This window comes from Mycolicibacterium lutetiense, assembly GCF_017876775.1.
In the GTDB taxonomy this organism is placed as follows: Bacteria; Actinomycetota; Actinomycetes; order Mycobacteriales; family Mycobacteriaceae; genus Mycobacterium; species Mycobacterium lutetiense.
Genome location: NZ_JAGIOP010000001.1, coordinates 1,100,779 through 1,117,072, shown reverse-complemented (window position 1 = coordinate 1,117,072; position 16,294 = coordinate 1,100,779). Strand labels below are relative to the sequence as shown.

At 64.8% G+C, this 16,294-nt stretch carries 15 protein-coding genes; 9 read left to right on the top strand and 6 right to left on the bottom strand.

Annotated elements, in window-relative coordinates:
- Positions 1–216: 216 nt before the first annotated feature.
- Complete coding sequence (locus tag JOF57_RS05405) at positions 217–705, top strand: universal stress protein (protein WP_209914450.1); 489 nt, start codon at positions 217–219, stop codon at positions 703–705.
- Positions 706–730: 25 nt separating this feature from the next.
- On the opposite strand, the gene JOF57_RS05400 is transcribed toward JOF57_RS05405, so the two are convergent.
- A complete protein-coding gene (locus JOF57_RS05400; protein ID WP_209914447.1) occupies positions 731–1,564 on the bottom strand; it encodes an MBL fold metallo-hydrolase in 834 nt (277 codons plus the stop codon).
- A gap of 82 nt (positions 1,565–1,646) precedes the next feature.
- Here JOF57_RS05400 and JOF57_RS05395 point away from each other — a divergent pair, with 82 nt between their 5' ends.
- The 8 genes from JOF57_RS05395 (at position 1,647) to JOF57_RS05360 (ending at position 11,365) form a co-directional block, all read left to right on the top strand.
- Positions 1,647–2,429, top strand: coding sequence for a FadR/GntR family transcriptional regulator (locus JOF57_RS05395; RefSeq protein ID WP_209914444.1), 783 nt, complete (start codon positions 1,647–1,649; stop codon positions 2,427–2,429).
- A 59-nt stretch (positions 2,430–2,488) separates the two neighbouring features.
- On the top strand, positions 2,489–4,096 hold the full coding sequence (locus JOF57_RS05390; RefSeq protein ID WP_209914441.1) for a class I adenylate-forming enzyme family protein: 1,608 nt from the start codon (positions 2,489–2,491) through the stop codon (positions 4,094–4,096).
- Positions 4,083–4,856 carry a class II aldolase/adducin family protein gene (locus JOF57_RS05385; protein WP_209914438.1) on the top strand — a complete coding sequence of 258 codons (774 nt, stop codon included), beginning with the start codon at positions 4,083–4,085 and terminating at the stop codon, positions 4,854–4,856. Before JOF57_RS05390 ends, JOF57_RS05385 begins: the two co-directional genes overlap by 14 nt.
- A gap of 25 nt (positions 4,857–4,881) precedes the next feature.
- Complete coding sequence (locus JOF57_RS05380; protein WP_209914435.1) at positions 4,882–6,150, top strand: amidohydrolase family protein; 1,269 nt, start codon at positions 4,882–4,884, stop codon at positions 6,148–6,150.
- Between the two features lie 3 nt (positions 6,151–6,153).
- Positions 6,154–7,113, top strand: a complete 960-nt coding sequence (locus JOF57_RS05375; protein WP_209914432.1) for a D-2-hydroxyacid dehydrogenase family protein — start codon at positions 6,154–6,156, stop codon at positions 7,111–7,113.
- A gap of 331 nt (positions 7,114–7,444) precedes the next feature.
- The gene (locus JOF57_RS05370) at positions 7,445–7,885 is read left to right on the top strand and encodes an MmpS family transport accessory protein (RefSeq protein WP_307869965.1); all 441 of its coding nucleotides are present in this window, start codon (positions 7,445–7,447) and stop codon (positions 7,883–7,885) included.
- On the top strand, positions 7,885–10,776 hold the full coding sequence (locus JOF57_RS05365) for an MMPL/RND family transporter (RefSeq protein WP_234937725.1): 2,892 nt from the start codon (positions 7,885–7,887) through the stop codon (positions 10,774–10,776). The genes JOF57_RS05370 and JOF57_RS05365 overlap by 1 nt, the downstream gene beginning before the upstream one ends.
- 22 nt (positions 10,777–10,798) lie before the next feature.
- On the top strand, positions 10,799–11,365 hold the full coding sequence (locus JOF57_RS05360) for a TetR/AcrR family transcriptional regulator (protein WP_163669323.1): 567 nt from the start codon (positions 10,799–10,801) through the stop codon (positions 11,363–11,365).
- Between the two features lie 17 nt (positions 11,366–11,382).
- Here JOF57_RS05360 and JOF57_RS05355 read toward each other — a convergent pair whose 3' ends face one another.
- The 5 genes from JOF57_RS05355 to JOF57_RS05335 form a co-directional block, all read right to left on the bottom strand.
- The gene (locus JOF57_RS05355) at positions 11,383–12,033 is read right to left on the bottom strand and encodes a dihydrofolate reductase family protein (protein ID WP_209914427.1); all 651 of its coding nucleotides are present in this window, start codon (positions 12,031–12,033) and stop codon (positions 11,383–11,385) included.
- Positions 12,034–12,110: 77 nt separating this feature from the next.
- Positions 12,111–13,676, bottom strand: coding sequence for a long-chain-fatty acid--ACP ligase MbtM (mbtM, locus tag JOF57_RS05350; RefSeq protein ID WP_209914425.1), 1,566 nt, complete (start codon positions 13,674–13,676; stop codon positions 12,111–12,113).
- Positions 13,673–13,936 carry an acyl carrier protein gene (locus JOF57_RS05345; protein ID WP_209914422.1) on the bottom strand — a complete coding sequence of 88 codons (264 nt, stop codon included), beginning with the start codon at positions 13,934–13,936 and terminating at the stop codon, positions 13,673–13,675. The genes mbtM and JOF57_RS05345 overlap by 4 nt, the downstream gene beginning before the upstream one ends.
- A 584-nt stretch (positions 13,937–14,520) precedes the next feature.
- On the bottom strand, positions 14,521–15,285 hold the full coding sequence (gene folP / locus JOF57_RS05340; protein WP_209914419.1) for a dihydropteroate synthase: 765 nt from the start codon (positions 15,283–15,285) through the stop codon (positions 14,521–14,523).
- A 71-nt stretch (positions 15,286–15,356) separates the two neighbouring features.
- Complete coding sequence (locus JOF57_RS05335; protein ID WP_209914415.1) at positions 15,357–16,253, bottom strand: mycobacterial-type methylenetetrahydrofolate reductase; 897 nt, start codon at positions 16,251–16,253, stop codon at positions 15,357–15,359.
- Positions 16,254–16,294 lie beyond the last annotated feature (41 nt).

Genomic DNA, 16,294 nt, shown 5'->3' with positions numbered 1-16,294 from the left:
CCCGTTCGGCCATAGCCATCGGTGAGGGGGCCTTCGACGTTGCCGTTTACTCGGCGCATATACCCGAGAACCGCCCTCCATCTGCATGAGGTCGGCTGATGGTTGACACCTGTGTCGGTTGATCCTTGACGCGGCGCAAGGCCCAATCTCCACCAGCGGAAGATTGACGTGCATTAAGGTCCTGTTTGTCCTGGTAACCGACAGTTCGGAGCTGACATGAGCACGTACCAGACGATCGTTGTCGGGACCGACGGCTCAGACTCGTCGCTACGAGCGGTCGATCGCGCCGCCATGATCGCCGCGCAGGAGAACGCGAAGCTGATCGTCGCGAGCGCACACCAGCCCGTGGCCGAGAAGGGCGGCTGGTCGCGACCGCCCTCGCCCGATCATGTGGTCGATACCCGTGCGGAGGACAGCCTCAAGAGCGAGGGCTACAGGATGCACGGCGCCGCCCCGGTCTACGAGATCCTCCAGGCGGCGCGCGACCGAGCCAGAGGCGCCGGCGCCACGGATGTCGTGGAGCGGGCGGTCGAGGGTGCACCGGTCGATGCACTGGTGAAACTGGCCACCGACAGCAAGGCAGATCTGATCGTCGTGGGTGACATCGGGTTGGACTCGGTCGCCGGGCGCCTGTTGGGCTCGGTGCCTGCCACCATCGCCCGTCGAGTGAATATCGACATCCTCATCGTCCACACTGCGAACTAGGGGCGCGCCGCCTTCCCGATACCGACTACAGCGGCACCCACATCAGCCGGTCGTCATCGGCGATGACCTTGCCCGCCGTCGGTGCGGCGAAGTGGGTACCGAACAAGATGGCCTGCTCATCGACGACGCGTTGCAGCAGGGCGTTACGGGTCGCGGCGGCCCCGGTCACATCCTCGTCGGGAAGCGCCTGCACGTCCGGATGCGTGATCTGGATCGGATGATGGATGACGTCGCCACTGATCACGGCCACCTCGCCGCCGGATTCGATCCGCAGCGCGACGTGCCCCGGCGTGTGACCAGGAGTCGATAGCAGCCCGATCTCGTCGGTGATCGCGTGGTCCACCTCGACCAACCGCAGGACATCATGTGAGACAAGCGGTTCGACGGTCTCATCGGCGGCGCGGTTCAGTGCCGAAGACTGCCGCCAGGACGAGTACTCGTCGGCGGTGAGCAGGTATGTCGCATTGGGATAGGTGGGCAGCCAGGCCCCGTCATGCAAGGTCGTGTTGCGCCCGGCATGGTCGAGGTGAAGGTGGGTGCAGACGACGGTGGTGACATCGTCGGGGGTGAATCCGGCCGTGGCCAGCGACTGCCGATACTGGTCGGGGTCCATGGGAATCTGATACGGCAGATCGTGGCCCTCCCCGAAGCAACAGTCGACCACGACGAGCTCGTCACCGGATTCGATGAAGAAGGACTGGATCGCCACCAGGAGATTGCCGGAGTCGTCGATGTAGTGCGGCTGCAGCCAGCTCGGTACATCCGACGGCAGACCGCGAAATATCCGGTCCGGCCGGGTCGGCACCACCGTCTCCAGGACGGTGTGGATCGTCAACGCGCCGATGGTCCACTTCTGCATGGCTCACCGTATGAGACAAATCATTTGGATACAAGGGTCCGCGCGGCCTCCCGGACGGCCGGTCATCTGGCACACTCGATGCGTGGCGCAGCCAAACGTCCGATTCCAGCGACTTGCCGAGCAGGTCGCCGACCAGTTGCGGCGCCGAATCCTCACCGGAGAACTGCCGGACGGCAGCATCCTCCCCAAGGAGGACGAACTTCTCGTCGAATACCCGATCAGCAAGCCGTCCCTTCGCGAGGCGATGCGCATCCTCGAGGCCGAGGGACTGTTGACGGTACGACGCGGAAAGCTCGGCGGTGCGGTGGTCCACCGGCCTGACTCAGCAAACCTTGCCTACACGATGGGGTTGGTGCTCGGCGCCGGCCAGGTCGGACTCGCCGACGTGGGTACGGCACTGCTGCAAGTCGAACCGGCATGCGCCGCACTCTGCGCCCAGCGCCCCGACCGGAAACGCACCGTCGTACCCATTCTCCGGGAATTACACGAAGAATCGGTCCGATCGGTATCGGATCTACTTCAGGCGACCTCGGCGAGTCGGCGGTACCACGAAGCGCTGGTGCGCCACTGCGGAAACGAGACCATGATCATCCTGGCGGGCGCATTGGAGGCATTGTGGTCCGCCCATGAGCAAAACTGGTCGGCCCAGGTTACCGATCACTCGACGGTGCCTGTCGAGGAACGCCGAGCGGTTCTGGAAGATCACCGGCAGGTGATCGACGCGATCGATATGGGCGATGCCCAGCGGGCCCGCGATCTCGCCGCGGCGCATCTGGTCAACGCCCAGCAGTACCCCGGTGTCGAGGGCGTCGTCGACCCGACGATGGTGCGCACCTGGACCCAGTCCGGCCCGCGGCGACCGTGAGCTCCCAGCGACAACGCTGTGACCGTTGACACAGATTCTTATTTTCATATGATTTGGTGATGAAGGCTGGCGACGTCGCCCCCGCTGCAGACGCAGCCCACTACCGCGCGGCCGGATGGTGGTCCGACCGCACCCTCTCGCAGACCGTGCGCGAACACGCCCTCACCCATCCCGACAAGCCGGCCTATATCGACTACCCCGCCACCACATTCACCTGGAGTGAGTTCGACTGCGCCGCATCGCTACTCGCCGCCCAGCTGGCCGGCCTGGGCATCGCCCCCGGCGACCGCATCGCGGTATGGCACGGCGACACCGCGGCCATCCACGTGTTGTTCGTGGCGATCGAGCGGTGCGGCGCCGTCGTAGTCGGGATCGGCGCCCGCGCCGGGACCCGCGAGGCCACCCAGATCCTGCGGACCACCGCACCGCGCCTACTGATCAGTGATGCGGCGCGCCAGGTGGAGGCTCGATCGGTGGCGTCGGGACTGACTCCTGAGATCAGCGCACTGGTGTTGGACGGTTTGTCCCTCGACACCGACACCCCGCCGCGACCACCGGCCGCGGGCGTCGGAGCCGACGACGTCTTCCTGATCAACTCCACCTCGGGCACCACGGGCCTTCCCAAATGCGTTGTGCACACTCAGAACCGATGGCACTACTTCCATCAGCAGGCGGTAGCCAACGGTGCCCTGACATCCGAGGACGTCTTCCTGCCGGTCATCCCCGCTCCGTTCGGGTTCGGCATCTGGACCGCCCACACCACCCCGATCTACCTCGGCGTCACCACGGTCCTGCTGGAAAAGTTCGACGCGGCGGCCGCGTGTGAGGCGATCGCCCGTCACCGGGTCAGCGTGTTGTGCTGTGTCAGTACTCAATTGATGATGATCATGGCCGACCGGGCGTCGCGTGAGCACGACCTGAGCTCGCTGCGCGTGGTGTTCACCGGAGGTGAGGCGCTGCCGTATCAGCGGGCCGCCGATTTCGAGGAGCTCACTGGCGCCACCATCCTGCAGTTCTACGGCTCCAACGAAACGGGCCTACTCAGCGGAACGACACTGCACGATTCGCGGGAGCGCAGGTTGCGTACCGCCGGACGCCTGGTACCGGAGATGACGGTCCGCCTGTTCGACGGCGATGACGACGTGACCTCGACGGGTCGTGGCCAACCGGCCTGCCGCGGACCGGCCACCAGCTTGGGTTACCTCGGCGGCGTAGACCACGACAAGCTGTACACGCCCGACGGTTGGATGCGGATGGGCGACGTCTGCGAGGTCGACGCCGAGGGCTACCTGTCGGTCACCGGCCGCACCTCGGACTTCATCGTGCGCGGCGGCAAGAACATCAGTGCGGGCGAGGTCGAGGATGCGGTGACAACACACCCCGCCGTCGCCGTTGCAGCCGCGGTGGCCATGCCCGATCCGGTCTTCGGGGAGAAGGTCTGCGTCTACATAGAGCAGGTAGCACCGGTAGCGCCCGAAAACGATGAAGCCATCGACCTGCCGGGGCTCGTCGAACACCTCCTGGCCCAGGGAATGTCGAAAGAGCTGCTTCCCGAGAAGATCATCGTGCTCGATGAGCTGCCCAGATCGTCAGGCGGGAAGATCGCCAAAGGCCAACTCCGCGAGGATATCCGGATTCGATTGGGAGACAGCTATGAGCGTCGGTGAGGTGCGCCAGGGCGGGCTGAAAGTGTGGTCGCCGTCGGTTACCCCACCGATCGGCGTCGACCTGACCGAGGAACAGGCGCTGGCCGTGGCGTTCCGGCACCTGGCGTCCATCGGCTTCGCCGAGAACATGGCCGGCCACATCACCTGGCAGCCCGAGGGCCGCACCGAGATGCTGGTCAACCCATGGGGGCTGTGGTGGCAGGAGCTCACCGCATCCGACATCTGCGTGGTCGACGAGAATGCGCACGTCATGCGGGGCCGGTGGGACGTCACCCCGGCCATCCACATCCACACCGAACTGCATCGCATGCGTGACGACGCCCGCGTCGTCATCCACAACCATCCCTACTACGTGAGCCTCATCGCGGCATTGGGAAAGTTGCCCGACCTGGTGCACCAGACCGGGTCGCTGTTCCTCGATGACATGCGCTTCGTCGAAACCTATGACGGGGAGGTCGATTCGGCACCGCGGGCCCGTGAGCTCGCCGAGCGGATCGGCGACGCCAACCTCACCATTCTGGCCAACCACGGGGTCATCGCCACGGGAGGCACCGTGGCCGAGGCCGTGTACCGGGCCGCCTCGATCGATCGGGTCTGCAAGCTGGCCTATCAGGTGATGCTCACCGGGCAGCAGCCGACCGAGATGAACCGCTCCGACATGTACGGCATGAAGGCCTCACTCATCGAGCGCGCGGCCGATGTGTACTGGGCCGGAGCGGCCCGCATGACCATCAAAGCCGACCCTGAAGTCTTGAACTAAGACCTGCCACTAGGAGATTCAGCCCATGAAGTCCATCGACGAACTCGCCGGCAATCTCGACTTCACCACCGCACAGCAGGGGGCCGAACGCACGGTGACGTTTCTGCCCGATCCGCAGCGGGCCGAACGCCTCTACACCGTAATCTCGGTCGACGATCACATCGTGGAGCCGCCGGACACCTTCACCGACCGCGTACCTCGTAAGTTCGCCGACCGCGCCCCGAAGGTCGTCGACACCGAGAACGGCGGCCAGACGTGGATGTATGACGGGCAGTCACTGCCCAACGTGGGTTTCAACGCCGTGGTCGGCCGCCCCGTGTCCGAATACGGTTTCGAGCCGGCGCGGTTCGACGAGATGCGCCGCGGGGCCTGGGACATTCATGAACGCGTCAAGGATATGGATCTCAACGGCGTGTACGCGTCACTCAACTTCCCGTCGTTCCTGCCCGGGTTCGCCGGCCAGCGACTGCAGAAGGTGACCAACGACCGGGACCTGGCGATGGCCGCGGTACGGGCCTGGAACGACTGGCACCTGGAAGCGTGGGCCGGGTCCTATCCCGACCGGATCATCCCCTGCCAGCTGCCGTGGCTACTCGACCCGGAGGTCGGCGCCCAGATGATCTATGAGAACGCCGAACGCGGGTTCCATGCCGTGACGTTCAGCGAGAACCCGGCCATGCTCGGGCTGCCGACCATCCACTCCGGGTACTGGGAGCCGATGATGGCGGCGTGCGCCGAGACGGGCACGGTGGTCAACCTGCATATCGGCTCCTCGGGTTCGGCGCCGTCCACCACCGATGATGCTCCGCCGGACGTGCAGGGTGTGCTGTTCTTCGCCTACGCCATCACCGCCGCGGTCGACTGGCTGTACTCGGGCCTGCCCAGCCGGTACCCGGACCTCAAGATCTGCCTGTCCGAGGGTGGAATCGGTTGGGTGGCAGGGCTACTCGATCGGCTCGATCACATGCTCAGCTACCACGAGATGTACGGAACCTGGAAGGCCCTGGGCGAAACCCTCTCCCCCGCTGAAGTGTTCGCCAGGAACTTCTGGTTCTGCGCTGTCGAGGATCAGTCCTCGTTCATCCAGCACGAACGGATCGGCACCGGCAACATCCTGCTCGAGGCCGATTACCCGCACTGTGACTCGACCTGGCCGCATACCCAGCGCACCATTCACGAACAGATCCAGGGCCTGCCCGCAGAGGTGATCCGGAAGATCACCTGGGAGAACGCATCCCAGCTCTATCAACATCCGGTGCCGCTGGCTGTGCAGAACGATCCGAATGCCTTCTGAGCGATGACCTCGCCGCTGCGGATTGCCGTCCTCGACGATTACCAGGGAATCGCCGACACCGTCGACTGGTCACCGATTCCCCGATCCGCCCAGGTCACCTCATTGCGCGACCACATCGCACCCGGTCCTGCACTGGTCGAGAGGCTGGCGGGGCACGAGGTCGTGGTCGCGATGCGCGAACGTACGCCTGTCGATGCGACGTTGCTCGCCCAACTGCCTGCCCTGAAACTGCTCGTGACGACCGGACCCTTCAATGCCGCCATCGACGTCGCCGCGGCACATAGGCTCGGAATCACCGTGTCGGGCACCGGCGGCGCCATCACCCCCACCGTCGAACACACCTGGGCGCTGATACTCGGACTGCAGCGCCACCTGGTCATCGAGGATCAGCGCATCCGCACCGGGCTGTGGCAGAGCACCGTCGGCGGCGACCTGCACGGGGCGACCCTGGGCCTGGTCGGGGTGGGCCGGATCGGGAGCCGGGTGGCCGCGATCGGCACGGCGTTCGGCATGAACGTCATCGCGTGGAGCCCCAATCTCACTGACGAGCGGGCCGCCAAAGCCGGTGTCACACGGGTGGATCGGGATGCCCTGTTCGCTGATGCCGACGTGGTGTCGCTGCACATGGTTCTCGCCGAGGCGACCCGCGGCCTGATCGGCCACGCCGAACTCGACGCGATGAAGCCGTCGGCGAGCCTGGTCAACACCTCGCGCGGTGGCCTCATCGACGAGACCGCGCTGATCGAGGCGCTGCGCGACAACCGGATTCGCGGTGCGGCCCTCGATGTCTACCTGCAAGAGCCTTTGCCCCCGGGACACCCGTTGGCCGCCCTGCCCAACACGCTGCTGACCCCGCACCTCGGCTATGTCACCGAGGGTGTCATGACGATCTTCTACCGCGATATCGTCGAGGACATCGCCGCCTACTGCTCAGGGTCCCCGCTGCGTCTGCTCACCGCGTAGCGTCGTCTCAAGCCGCCACCGGCAGATGGCGAAATCGGGAGGCGGGCGCATTCTCGGTTGTGGCGGCAAACCGGGCACCCCGTCGACCAGCATCCGGGGCAGCCGGCCGCGAAGCCCAATCTCGTTATCTGTGACCAGATCTCGGAGGCAGCGCGTGCTGCCGACTGCTTCGAGGGGGGCTAAAAATTCCGTTTGGGAAGCAAATGTGAGGTATATCAAAATTCCTTAATGGAACGTGGAGGATCCACTAAGGGCCTGTTACGTTCTGCCGATCAAACGCGGTCGGATGGGGTTCCGTCGGCGTGCGCCGAACCGGAGAGGTGGATTTGCCGTGGCTGCGGTATATCGGCTTGCGAAACGTTTCTGGATTCCCCTGGTGCTCGTGGCGGCGCTGACCGTCAGCGGTCTCGCGATGAACCGGATGCACGGGATCTTCGGCACGCACATCAACACCGACCCGGGACAGTCCGCCGGTGACGACATCGTGGAGTTCAACCCAAAGCACGTCGTCTACGAGATCGACGGCCCCAGCGGCGCCAGCGGCCATGTCAGCTACCTGGATGCCGATGCCCAACCCCACACCGAGAGTTTCAGCTCGCTGCCGTGGCGGCACGAGGTGGTCACCACCCTGCCGACGGTGTTCGCCAACGTGGTTGCCCAAGGAGATAGCGAAGTGATCACCTGCCGGATCGTCGTCAACGGCGAAGTCCGCGACCAACAGACCGTGAACCAGCATGATGCACAGGCCTTCTGCTTGGACAAGGCCGCCTGATGGGCAACCACGCGCACAACGGCACCGAACTCAAGGGCCCCGACCACAAGGGCTCCGACCGCAATGGCATCGCCCGCGTCATCCGCGTCGCCTCGATCCCGATCATCCTGGCGTGGGTGGTGCTCGTCATCGTCCTGAACGCCCTCGTCCCGCAACTCGAGGTCGTCGGCCACGAGCACGCCGTCTCACTGTCACCGCAGGACGCGCCGGCACTGGTGGCGATGAAGAAGATCGGCGAGCGTTTCGATCAATTCGACTCGGACACGATCGCGATGGTGGTGCTGGAGGGCGACGAGCCCCTGGGCACCGAAGCCCATCACTATTACGACGAGTTGGTCCGCACGCTGCAGGCCGACACCAAACACGTCCAGCACGTGCAGAACTACTGGGGCGACCTGATCACCGCAGCGGGCTCCCAGAGCACCGACGGCAAGGCCGCCTATGTTCAGGTCAACCTCGCGGGCAACCAGGGCGAGACGCTGGCCAACGAATCGGTTGCCGCAGTCCGCAAGATCATCGACGACTCGCACCCGCCTGCGGGCGTGAAAGCCTATGTCACCGGCCAAGGTCCGCTCACCACGGACATGAACGAAGCCGGCGACAAGAGCATGATCACGATCACCTTCGTCACGATCGCCGTGATCGCGGTGATGCTGATCGTCGTCTACCGGTCGCTCGCGACGATGTTGCTGATGCTCATCGTGGTGCTGCTGGAGATGTCGGCGGCGCGGGGTGTGGTGGCCGCTATCGGCAACGCCGGCCTGCTCGGCTTGTCGACGTTCTCAGTGAGCCTGTTGACCTCGTTGGCCATCGCGGCCGGAACCGACTATGCCATCTTCCTGGTCGGCCGATATCAGGAGGCGCGGCAGAAGGGTCAGGAACGAGAAGACGCCTACTACACCGCATTTCATGGCGTCGGGCACGTCATCCTCGGCTCCGGTCTCACAGTTGCCGGCGCCATGCTCTGCCTGCATTTCACCCGATTGAACTACTTCAGTTCGATGGGTGTGCCGAGTGCCATCGGCATGTCCGTCGTGGTGCTCGCCTCACTCACACTTGCGCCGGCGATGCTGGTGGTCGGCAGTCGGTTCGGCCTACTCGATGCCAAGCGCGAGATCCGTTCGCGCGGTTGGCGTCGGCTCGGCACCTCGGTGGTGCGCTGGCCGGTTCCGATTCTCGCCGCGGCCATCGCGTTCGCGCTCATCGGCCTGCTGGCCCTGCCCGGCTACCAGACCTCGTACAACGAGCGGCTCTACATCCCCAAGGATCTGCCGTCCAACGTCGGATATGCAGCCGCCGAACGACATTTCACGTCCGCTCGGATGAATCCCGATCTGCTGCTCGTGGATGCGGGACGGGATCTGCGCAACCCGGCCGACATGATCGTGCTGGACAAGATCGCCAGGGAACTGATCCGGGTGCCCGGCATCGCCCGCGTACAGAGCATCACCCGCCCGCTGGGCCGCCCCATCGCGCACAGCTCGGTGCCCTTCCAGGTGAGTATGCAATCGGTGTCGATGACCGAGAACCTGCAGTTCCTGCGGGAGCGAATGGGCGACATGAATACGCTCACCGACGATCTCGGCCGGATGATCACGATCATGGAGAACATGCTGGGGCTGATGAACCGGATGACCGGCATCACCCACGAGCTCACCTCAAGCATGAACGACATGCAGGCCAGCACCAACGAAATGCGGGATCACATGGCTGATTTCGATGATTTCATGCGGCCGATACGGAACTATCTGTATTGGGAGCCGCACTGCTACGACATCCCGATGTGCCAGTCCATGCGCTCGCTGTTCGACGGGCTCGACGGCATCGACACCATGACCGAGACCCTCGCGGAATCGGTGAAGAACATGAACGAGATGGATCAGCTGATGCCGCAGTTGGTGGCGCAGCTGCCACCGTTGATCGCCATCTCGAAGTCCATGCAGGGCACGATGAAGACGATGTTCAGCACGTTCAACGGGCTGGTCGACCAGATCGCCAAGATGACCGACACGGCATCGGTGATGGGCCAGGCGTTCGACGACGCCCGTAACGACGACTCGTTCTACCTGCCGCCGGAGGCCTTCGACAACCCCGACTTCAAACGCGGGCTGGACCTGATGGTCTCGCCGGACGGTCAGGCCGCTCAGTTCATCATCACCCACGACGTGGATCCTGCTACCTCCGAAGGTATTTCGCACGTCGACCCGCTCCTGAAGACGGCCCGCGAGGCGATCAAGACGACGCCGCTCGCCGACGCCAAGATCTACCTCGGCGGCACCGCGGCCACGTACAAGGACATCCAGGTCGGCGCCCAGTGGGATCTGCTGATCTCGGCCTGCGGCGCGATCACATTGATCTTCATCGTGATGCTGTTGATCACCCGTGCCCTGATCGCGTCTTTCGTCATCGTCGGCACCGTGATCCTCTCCCTGGCAGCATCGTTCGGCCTGTCGGTCCTGGTGTGGCAGTACCTGCTGGGAATCGATCTGCACTGGATGACGCTTGCGTTCTCGGTCATCATTCTGCTGGCGGTCGGATCGGACTACAACCTGCTGGTGGTCTCGCGGATGAAGGAAGAGGTCAGCGCGGGCATCAACACCGGCATCATCCGGGCCATGGGCGCCACCGGCGGCGTGGTCACCGCAGCCGGCCTCGTCTTCGCGTTCACGATGGCCTCCATGGCCACGAGTGACCTGATCGCGATCGGCCAGGGCGGCACGACCATCGGCCTGGGTCTGCTGTTCGACACCCTCGTCGTGCGTTCGCTGATGACTCCCACGATCGCCGCGATCCTGGGCCGGTGGTTCTGGTGGCCGCTGCCGATCCGGCAACGTCCGGCACGCAACCTGTCGGACCGGACAGCGCCGATACCGGTAGCAAGACCCTCGTGACATCCGTCGATACCATCGACGGATGACCACAGGCGAGCTCTCGGGCACTCAGGCGCGCACCCGCGGGGCCATCATCGAGGCCGCCGCCGCTGTCCTGGCCGACGACCGGACCGCCACCTTGCCCGACATCGCCAAGGCGGCCGGCGTCGGGCGCACCACCGTGCACCGCTACTTCCCTGACCGGGAATCCCTGATCAACGCGACGATTATCGACTCGGTACAGGTCGTGGCCGGCGCCGTAGCCGCTGCCGCGCCAGAGGACGGCTGCGCGATCGAGGCGATGCGGCGCGTCATCAACGCGATGATCTCGGTCGGTAACCGGCTGCTGTTTCTTTTCGACGACCCCACCGTTCTTCGTGGGCTGCCACCGGAGGCGGTGCCTGACAACAGCTATCTGACCAGCCTGATCGAACGCGGCCAGGCCGAAGGCGTGTTCGATCCAGAATCGAGCACACAATGGCTCGAACACGCGCTCTATGGTCTGGTGATGTGGGCCTGCCAGGACTCCAAGGACGGCCTCATGCCGCAGCACGCGGCCGCCCCTGCCGTCATCCGCACGTTCGAGCGCGGGGTGCGTTGCCGGGACTGACGCACGACCCGCCTGGCTCAGCGTCGCCAGAACAGGTGATGGGTGACCGCGCCGCCAGGGCTCGGGACCACCTCATGGTGGTACCGGTCGTTCAGCTCGTCCGGTGACTCCCAGAGGCGGGAACCGCTGCCCAGCTCTGTCGGGGCCACCGCCACATGCAGGGTGTCGACCAGACCGGCGTCCAAGAACTCCCGGATGGTGCTCGCTCCCCCGCCCAACCGCACATCCTTGCCCTGCGCAGCGGCCCGGGCCTGTTCGAGCACAGTTGCCGGATCGGCGTCGACGAAATGGAACGTCGTGTCGGACAGGGTGAACGACGGCCGCTCATGATGGGTCATGACAAACACCGGGGTGTGGAACGGCGGTTCCTCACCCCACCAGCCCTGCCAGTCGGCGTGATCCTGCCACGGGCCGCGGTACGGGCTGAACTTGTTGCGGCCCATGATCTCGGCACCGATGTTGTGGTGGAAGTCGCGGGTGAGGTAGTCGTCGAGTCCACGACTACCACCCGGCTCGGTGCGGTTGGGCCAGCTGGCCGTTGCGCCCACCCAGGCGAAAATCTCGCCCGGGTCGGCATGACCGAACGGACGCTCAAAACTCTGGTTCTCGCCGGCCCCGAAACCGTCGCTGGAGACGTTGAAGTTCTGGACTTTGAGCAGCTGGGTCACGCGTTTCTCCCGTTTCGTCAACAATGGATGCTGATAGGACTCGGGATGAGGGTAGAACTCATCGCGCCCGGCGTGCGCTACCGCGCCGCCTCCAGTTGACGACGGACCTCCAGTCGCCGGAGTTTTCCTGACGACGTGCGTGGCAACGACCCCGGCGACATCAGCACGACGTCGGCGGGCGTCACGCCGCACACCGACACGATTCGCCGGATTACGGCACTGCGAGTGGCGTCCTGCTCGGTGCCGATGAACTCCGCTGCCACCAGGAGCCGTGATTGCGCGGCACCGGATTCCGTACCGACAGCGACGACCGCTCCCTCACGCACGCCGTCCACCTCACCGACTACCTGCTCGATCTCCGTGGGGAAGATATTGCGTCCGGCGATCGTGATGATCTCCTTGGAGCGCCCACAGATCACCAGCGCACCGTCGACCAGATAGCCGATGTCACCCGTCGGGAACCACTCACCGCCCGTACCCGCGTCGACGGGTGCATCCCCCAGGTAGGACGTCATCATCGACGAGCCCCGAATCTCGACTTCGCCGACGGCAGCGGACTCGTCGTGCGAAGACGGGACGATGCGGATCTCCATGCCCGGTACCGGACGACCCAGCAGCGCATAGCGCCGGTCCTCGTCCGCAGCGTCCGGAATGTCGATGCGCAGGCCTTCGCCCGGAGCGGGAATGGTGACCGCGCAGGTCGATTCGGCCATCCCGTAGGACGGTGTCATCGCTGCGGCGTCGAACCCGAACCTGCTCATGCCGATGGCAAAGCGATCGACACCGGCACAATCGACGGGCTCGCCCCCGTTGATCGCGATCCGCACCGCACCGAGGTCGACATCGGATACGCGGTTCGCGAATCGACCGAGCACCGAGTAGCCGAAATTCGGTCCGGCAGTGAGGGTTGCGCCGGATTCGGACAGCCAATCGGCCCACCGCAGCGGGGCAGCCGAGAACGCGCCCGTCGGCGCCAGCCACAACGACCCGCCGGACATCGTCGATGTCAGCACCATGGCCAGGCCCATGTCGTGGTAGATCGGCAACCACGAGCACCCGACATCGTTGCGGCCCAGCGACAATCGCTGGGTGACGGCCAGAATGTTGTTCAGCACGGCTTCCGGACGTAGCACCGCAGTGCGCGGAGAACCGGTGGATCCAGCTGTGCCCTGCAGGATGGCCACGTCGGCACTGTCGGGATACCGCTGCTGGCCCGAGGTCGAGGTGCGCGCAGCATCAGCGATATCGCTCACCGTCAACGACATGCCCGCATCCCGCAGCAGCTCCAGGGTGACGCCGTAGCTGAACACCGTGGTCACACCGATTCTGCTGAACCGGGATAGCGTGGCTCGCGCCCACTCCGACGGATCGGCGCCCCGCTGGGGCCGCGGCAGGATCGATACCCCGGCGCCCGCCAGCCACGAACCCTGAATGGCGGCAATCAGTTCCACCGTCGGCTCGCCGACCAGTCCAACCGCGCCGGGCTGGTCCCGGCTCAGCAGGTAGGCCGCGACTTGCTCGGCGATGCCGTGCACCTCGGGCCATGGGCGACGCTGCCAGGTGTCGGTGTCGCGGTCCAGAACCACCAGGTCGTGCGGTGAGCCGACCATCGCCGCCCGCAAGGCGCCGGCGAGCGGGTTCATGCCCCGCTCCTGAGGTCGATCACCGACTGCAGATCACCCACAGTGCGGCAGGTGATGAGGTCTTCCTCGCTGAGCTGTACACCGAATTTCTCTTCGATCGTCACCAGGCCGACGGCGAACGAGACCGAATCCATCCCGAGGTCCTCGACGAGACGGGTACTGGTACTGAGTGATTGACATGGCAGTTCGAGATCGTCACGAAGAATCGAGACCAGCCCCTCGGACACGGCGGGCGTTGCGGGTGAATCGGTAGCGGTCATATCTGTATATCGGCGGGTCGATGAGACCCAGCCTCACCTTTCGTTTCCAGTACGGGATCGGTTGATTGCATTGGAACCGACTTTCAGCCAGTCACCTTGTCCTGCAACACTTCATCGCACGGCACATGCCCATCCCCCTTTGTCCGGCGCAGGCCGGGGTGCACCACCCATATGTGTGCGCCACGCCCGGATCCGCAGCCTCCTCAGATCAGCGAGGGTGAGACTAACCAAAACTCTCCCGATGATGGGGCTTCCCTTTCGGTACGCAGGCTGAGGCCAAATCCGACTCACAACAACCGTTGATATTCGGAGCGGTTCCAAACGCCCAGTACAACAGCCTTTCTCGCGCAGCCGTCGGGCACCGCGGGCTTCAGACCAGGACGGCCGCGCTTCGATGTGCGGAAGACGGCAGCTGCGACGCAATCGAGTCACGTCCGCGAACGCTACTGCGGAGCAGGCGGGGTGGTTGTGGTCGACTTTCTCCGGCGGCGGCTCGTCTCAGCCAATTCTGCACCGCCACAGCAACACCAGACGTGAGCTATCCCACACTCCGCGGCTCACCTGTTGATACCTGGGGTCCGACCTCATGGTCCCGGCGGTGGTCCCCAGATCGCCTGAACCATCGCAATGGTGTCCAGCGTCTCGGCGACATCGTGCACCCGGATGACGTCGACGCCCGCCGACCACGCCGGCGCAACCACGGCCAGAGACCCAGCCAACCGGTCATCGACTGCGCGTCCAGTGATACTGCCGATGAATGATTTTCGGCTCACTCCGAGCAACACCGGGAAACCCTGATCGCAGAACTCCGGTAGTCGGCGCAGCAACTCCAGGTTGTCCTGGGGGGATTTTCCGAATCCGATGCCCGGGTCGATCCAGACCGGCCCGGCACCGCCGGTGGCGGCCGCCTGCGCGACGCTGGTGACGTAGCACGCCACCTCACCGACCACGTCCTCGTACTCCGGGAATACTCCGGCGAGGACGGGCACCGTCTGGGAGTGCACGCTGACATATCCGACACCCAGCCGCCCTGCCAGATCGTAGAGTTTGCCCGAGACATCGTTGATGATGCCGGCGCCGGCTCGGACAGCCTCCTCGGCCACTTCACGGTTGCGCGTATCCACGGAGACCGTGCCCAGGTGCGCGAGCCCACCGACGACGGGTAGCACTCGAGCGAGTTCCTGGTCGACGGATACCGGCACAGCGCCGGGCCGGGTGGATTCTCCACCGATGTCGACCGCCCACGCCCCGGCGTCGAACATGCGTCGTCCAGCCGCAACCGCCAGTGCGCTGACATCAAATCTGCTGTCAGCCCAAAAAGAATCCGGTGTCGCGTTCAACACCCCCATGACCCGCATTTGAGTGGGCCGGAGACGCGCCGATGCTGCGCCGCGACGGTGGTAGTTCATCTGTGGTCCACTCAGGGCGCCGGTGCGGGTGACCAGTAGTCCAGCATCTCGGCGAAGGTCTCGAAAGCGGGCCGGGAAACACCGTATGGCGCCTCGAAGTGCAGGCTAAGGGGGTACCCGAAGTCGGCCACTCCATCAATGACCCGCTTGTAGAGGTCAACGAGCCGTCGCCGCTTGTCGGCGGGTTCACCCGCGGCCAGGGATTTCACGAAAGCCTGCTCCTGCGCGACGGTTTTATTTCCCGGGTCTTGGATCAGCCAGTCGATGAGCCCCACGTTCGTTTCCAGCTTCGGCACAAAGCCGAATGACAGCAGGACCTCGGGCCTGTGGTCACTTTCCTGCGCGAACCGACGCAGGAAACCGACCACCGCATCTGAATAGAGCAACTGGGTCATCGCGAAGGTGGCGCCTTTGTCGCATTTGAACGAGAAACGGCCCTGCTCTGCGTCACGGGTGGGGATCAGGATCACCCCGCGGTTCTCGACGAGGCCGTCGAATTTCGACAAGGCGTCGGTCGGTGCGATGCCGGAGCCTTCGCCGTCGCTCATCGTGCGTGGCACACCCACGAAGGTCACGCCGTCAAATCCCGCTCCGCGGAGGTCGGTCAGCCGGCTGCGCAATGACGTCTCGTCGGAAAAGGAGGTGACCTGGGTGCACAGCCCACGCACCCCGGGAAGCTGGGGCGCAATGATCGACCAGTAGTCGAGGACGTCCATCTTCGATTTCATCTCGATGGGTCGGTCGTCGTCTTCGGCGATCATCGCCGGGATCATGACGTGGCCGAGGTGTTTTCCCACAACGCTGCCCGCGGCGAGTCGCGCCACCTTCTGCGCTTCCTCCAATGCGTGGTCTGCTCCGCGATCCAGGTTGGGCGGCACCAACTCGAGCGCGACGGTGTTCAGGGACACAGGTACCTCCATAGGCGACGGCGAATCTTCCAGCCGCAGTG

Excerpts from the sequence above, each read along its gene's own strand:
- JOF57_RS05405 (WP_209914450.1), top strand. The coding sequence starts at position 217 with ATGAGCACGTACCAGACGATCGTTGTCGGGACCGACGGCTCAGACTCG.
- JOF57_RS05400 (WP_209914447.1), bottom strand. The coding sequence starts at position 1,564 with ATGCAGAAGTGGACCATCGGCGCGTTGACGATCCACACCGTCCTGGAG.
- JOF57_RS05390 (WP_209914441.1), top strand. The coding sequence starts at position 2,489 with ATGAAGGCTGGCGACGTCGCCCCCGCTGCAGACGCAGCCCACTACCGC.
- JOF57_RS05385 (WP_209914438.1), top strand. The coding sequence starts at position 4,083 with ATGAGCGTCGGTGAGGTGCGCCAGGGCGGGCTGAAAGTGTGGTCGCCG.
- JOF57_RS05380 (WP_209914435.1), top strand. The coding sequence starts at position 4,882 with ATGAAGTCCATCGACGAACTCGCCGGCAATCTCGACTTCACCACCGCA.
- JOF57_RS05375 (WP_209914432.1), top strand. The coding sequence starts at position 6,154 with ATGACCTCGCCGCTGCGGATTGCCGTCCTCGACGATTACCAGGGAATC.
- JOF57_RS05365 (WP_234937725.1), top strand. The coding sequence starts at position 7,885 with ATGGGCAACCACGCGCACAACGGCACCGAACTCAAGGGCCCCGACCAC.
- JOF57_RS05360 (WP_163669323.1), top strand. The coding sequence starts at position 10,799 with ATGACCACAGGCGAGCTCTCGGGCACTCAGGCGCGCACCCGCGGGGCC.
- mbtM (WP_209914425.1), bottom strand. The coding sequence starts at position 13,676 with ATGAACCCGCTCGCCGGCGCCTTGCGGGCGGCGATGGTCGGCTCACCG.
- JOF57_RS05345 (WP_209914422.1), bottom strand. The coding sequence starts at position 13,936 with ATGACCGCTACCGATTCACCCGCAACGCCCGCCGTGTCCGAGGGGCTG.
- folP (WP_209914419.1), bottom strand. The coding sequence starts at position 15,285 with ATGGGGGTGTTGAACGCGACACCGGATTCTTTTTGGGCTGACAGCAGA.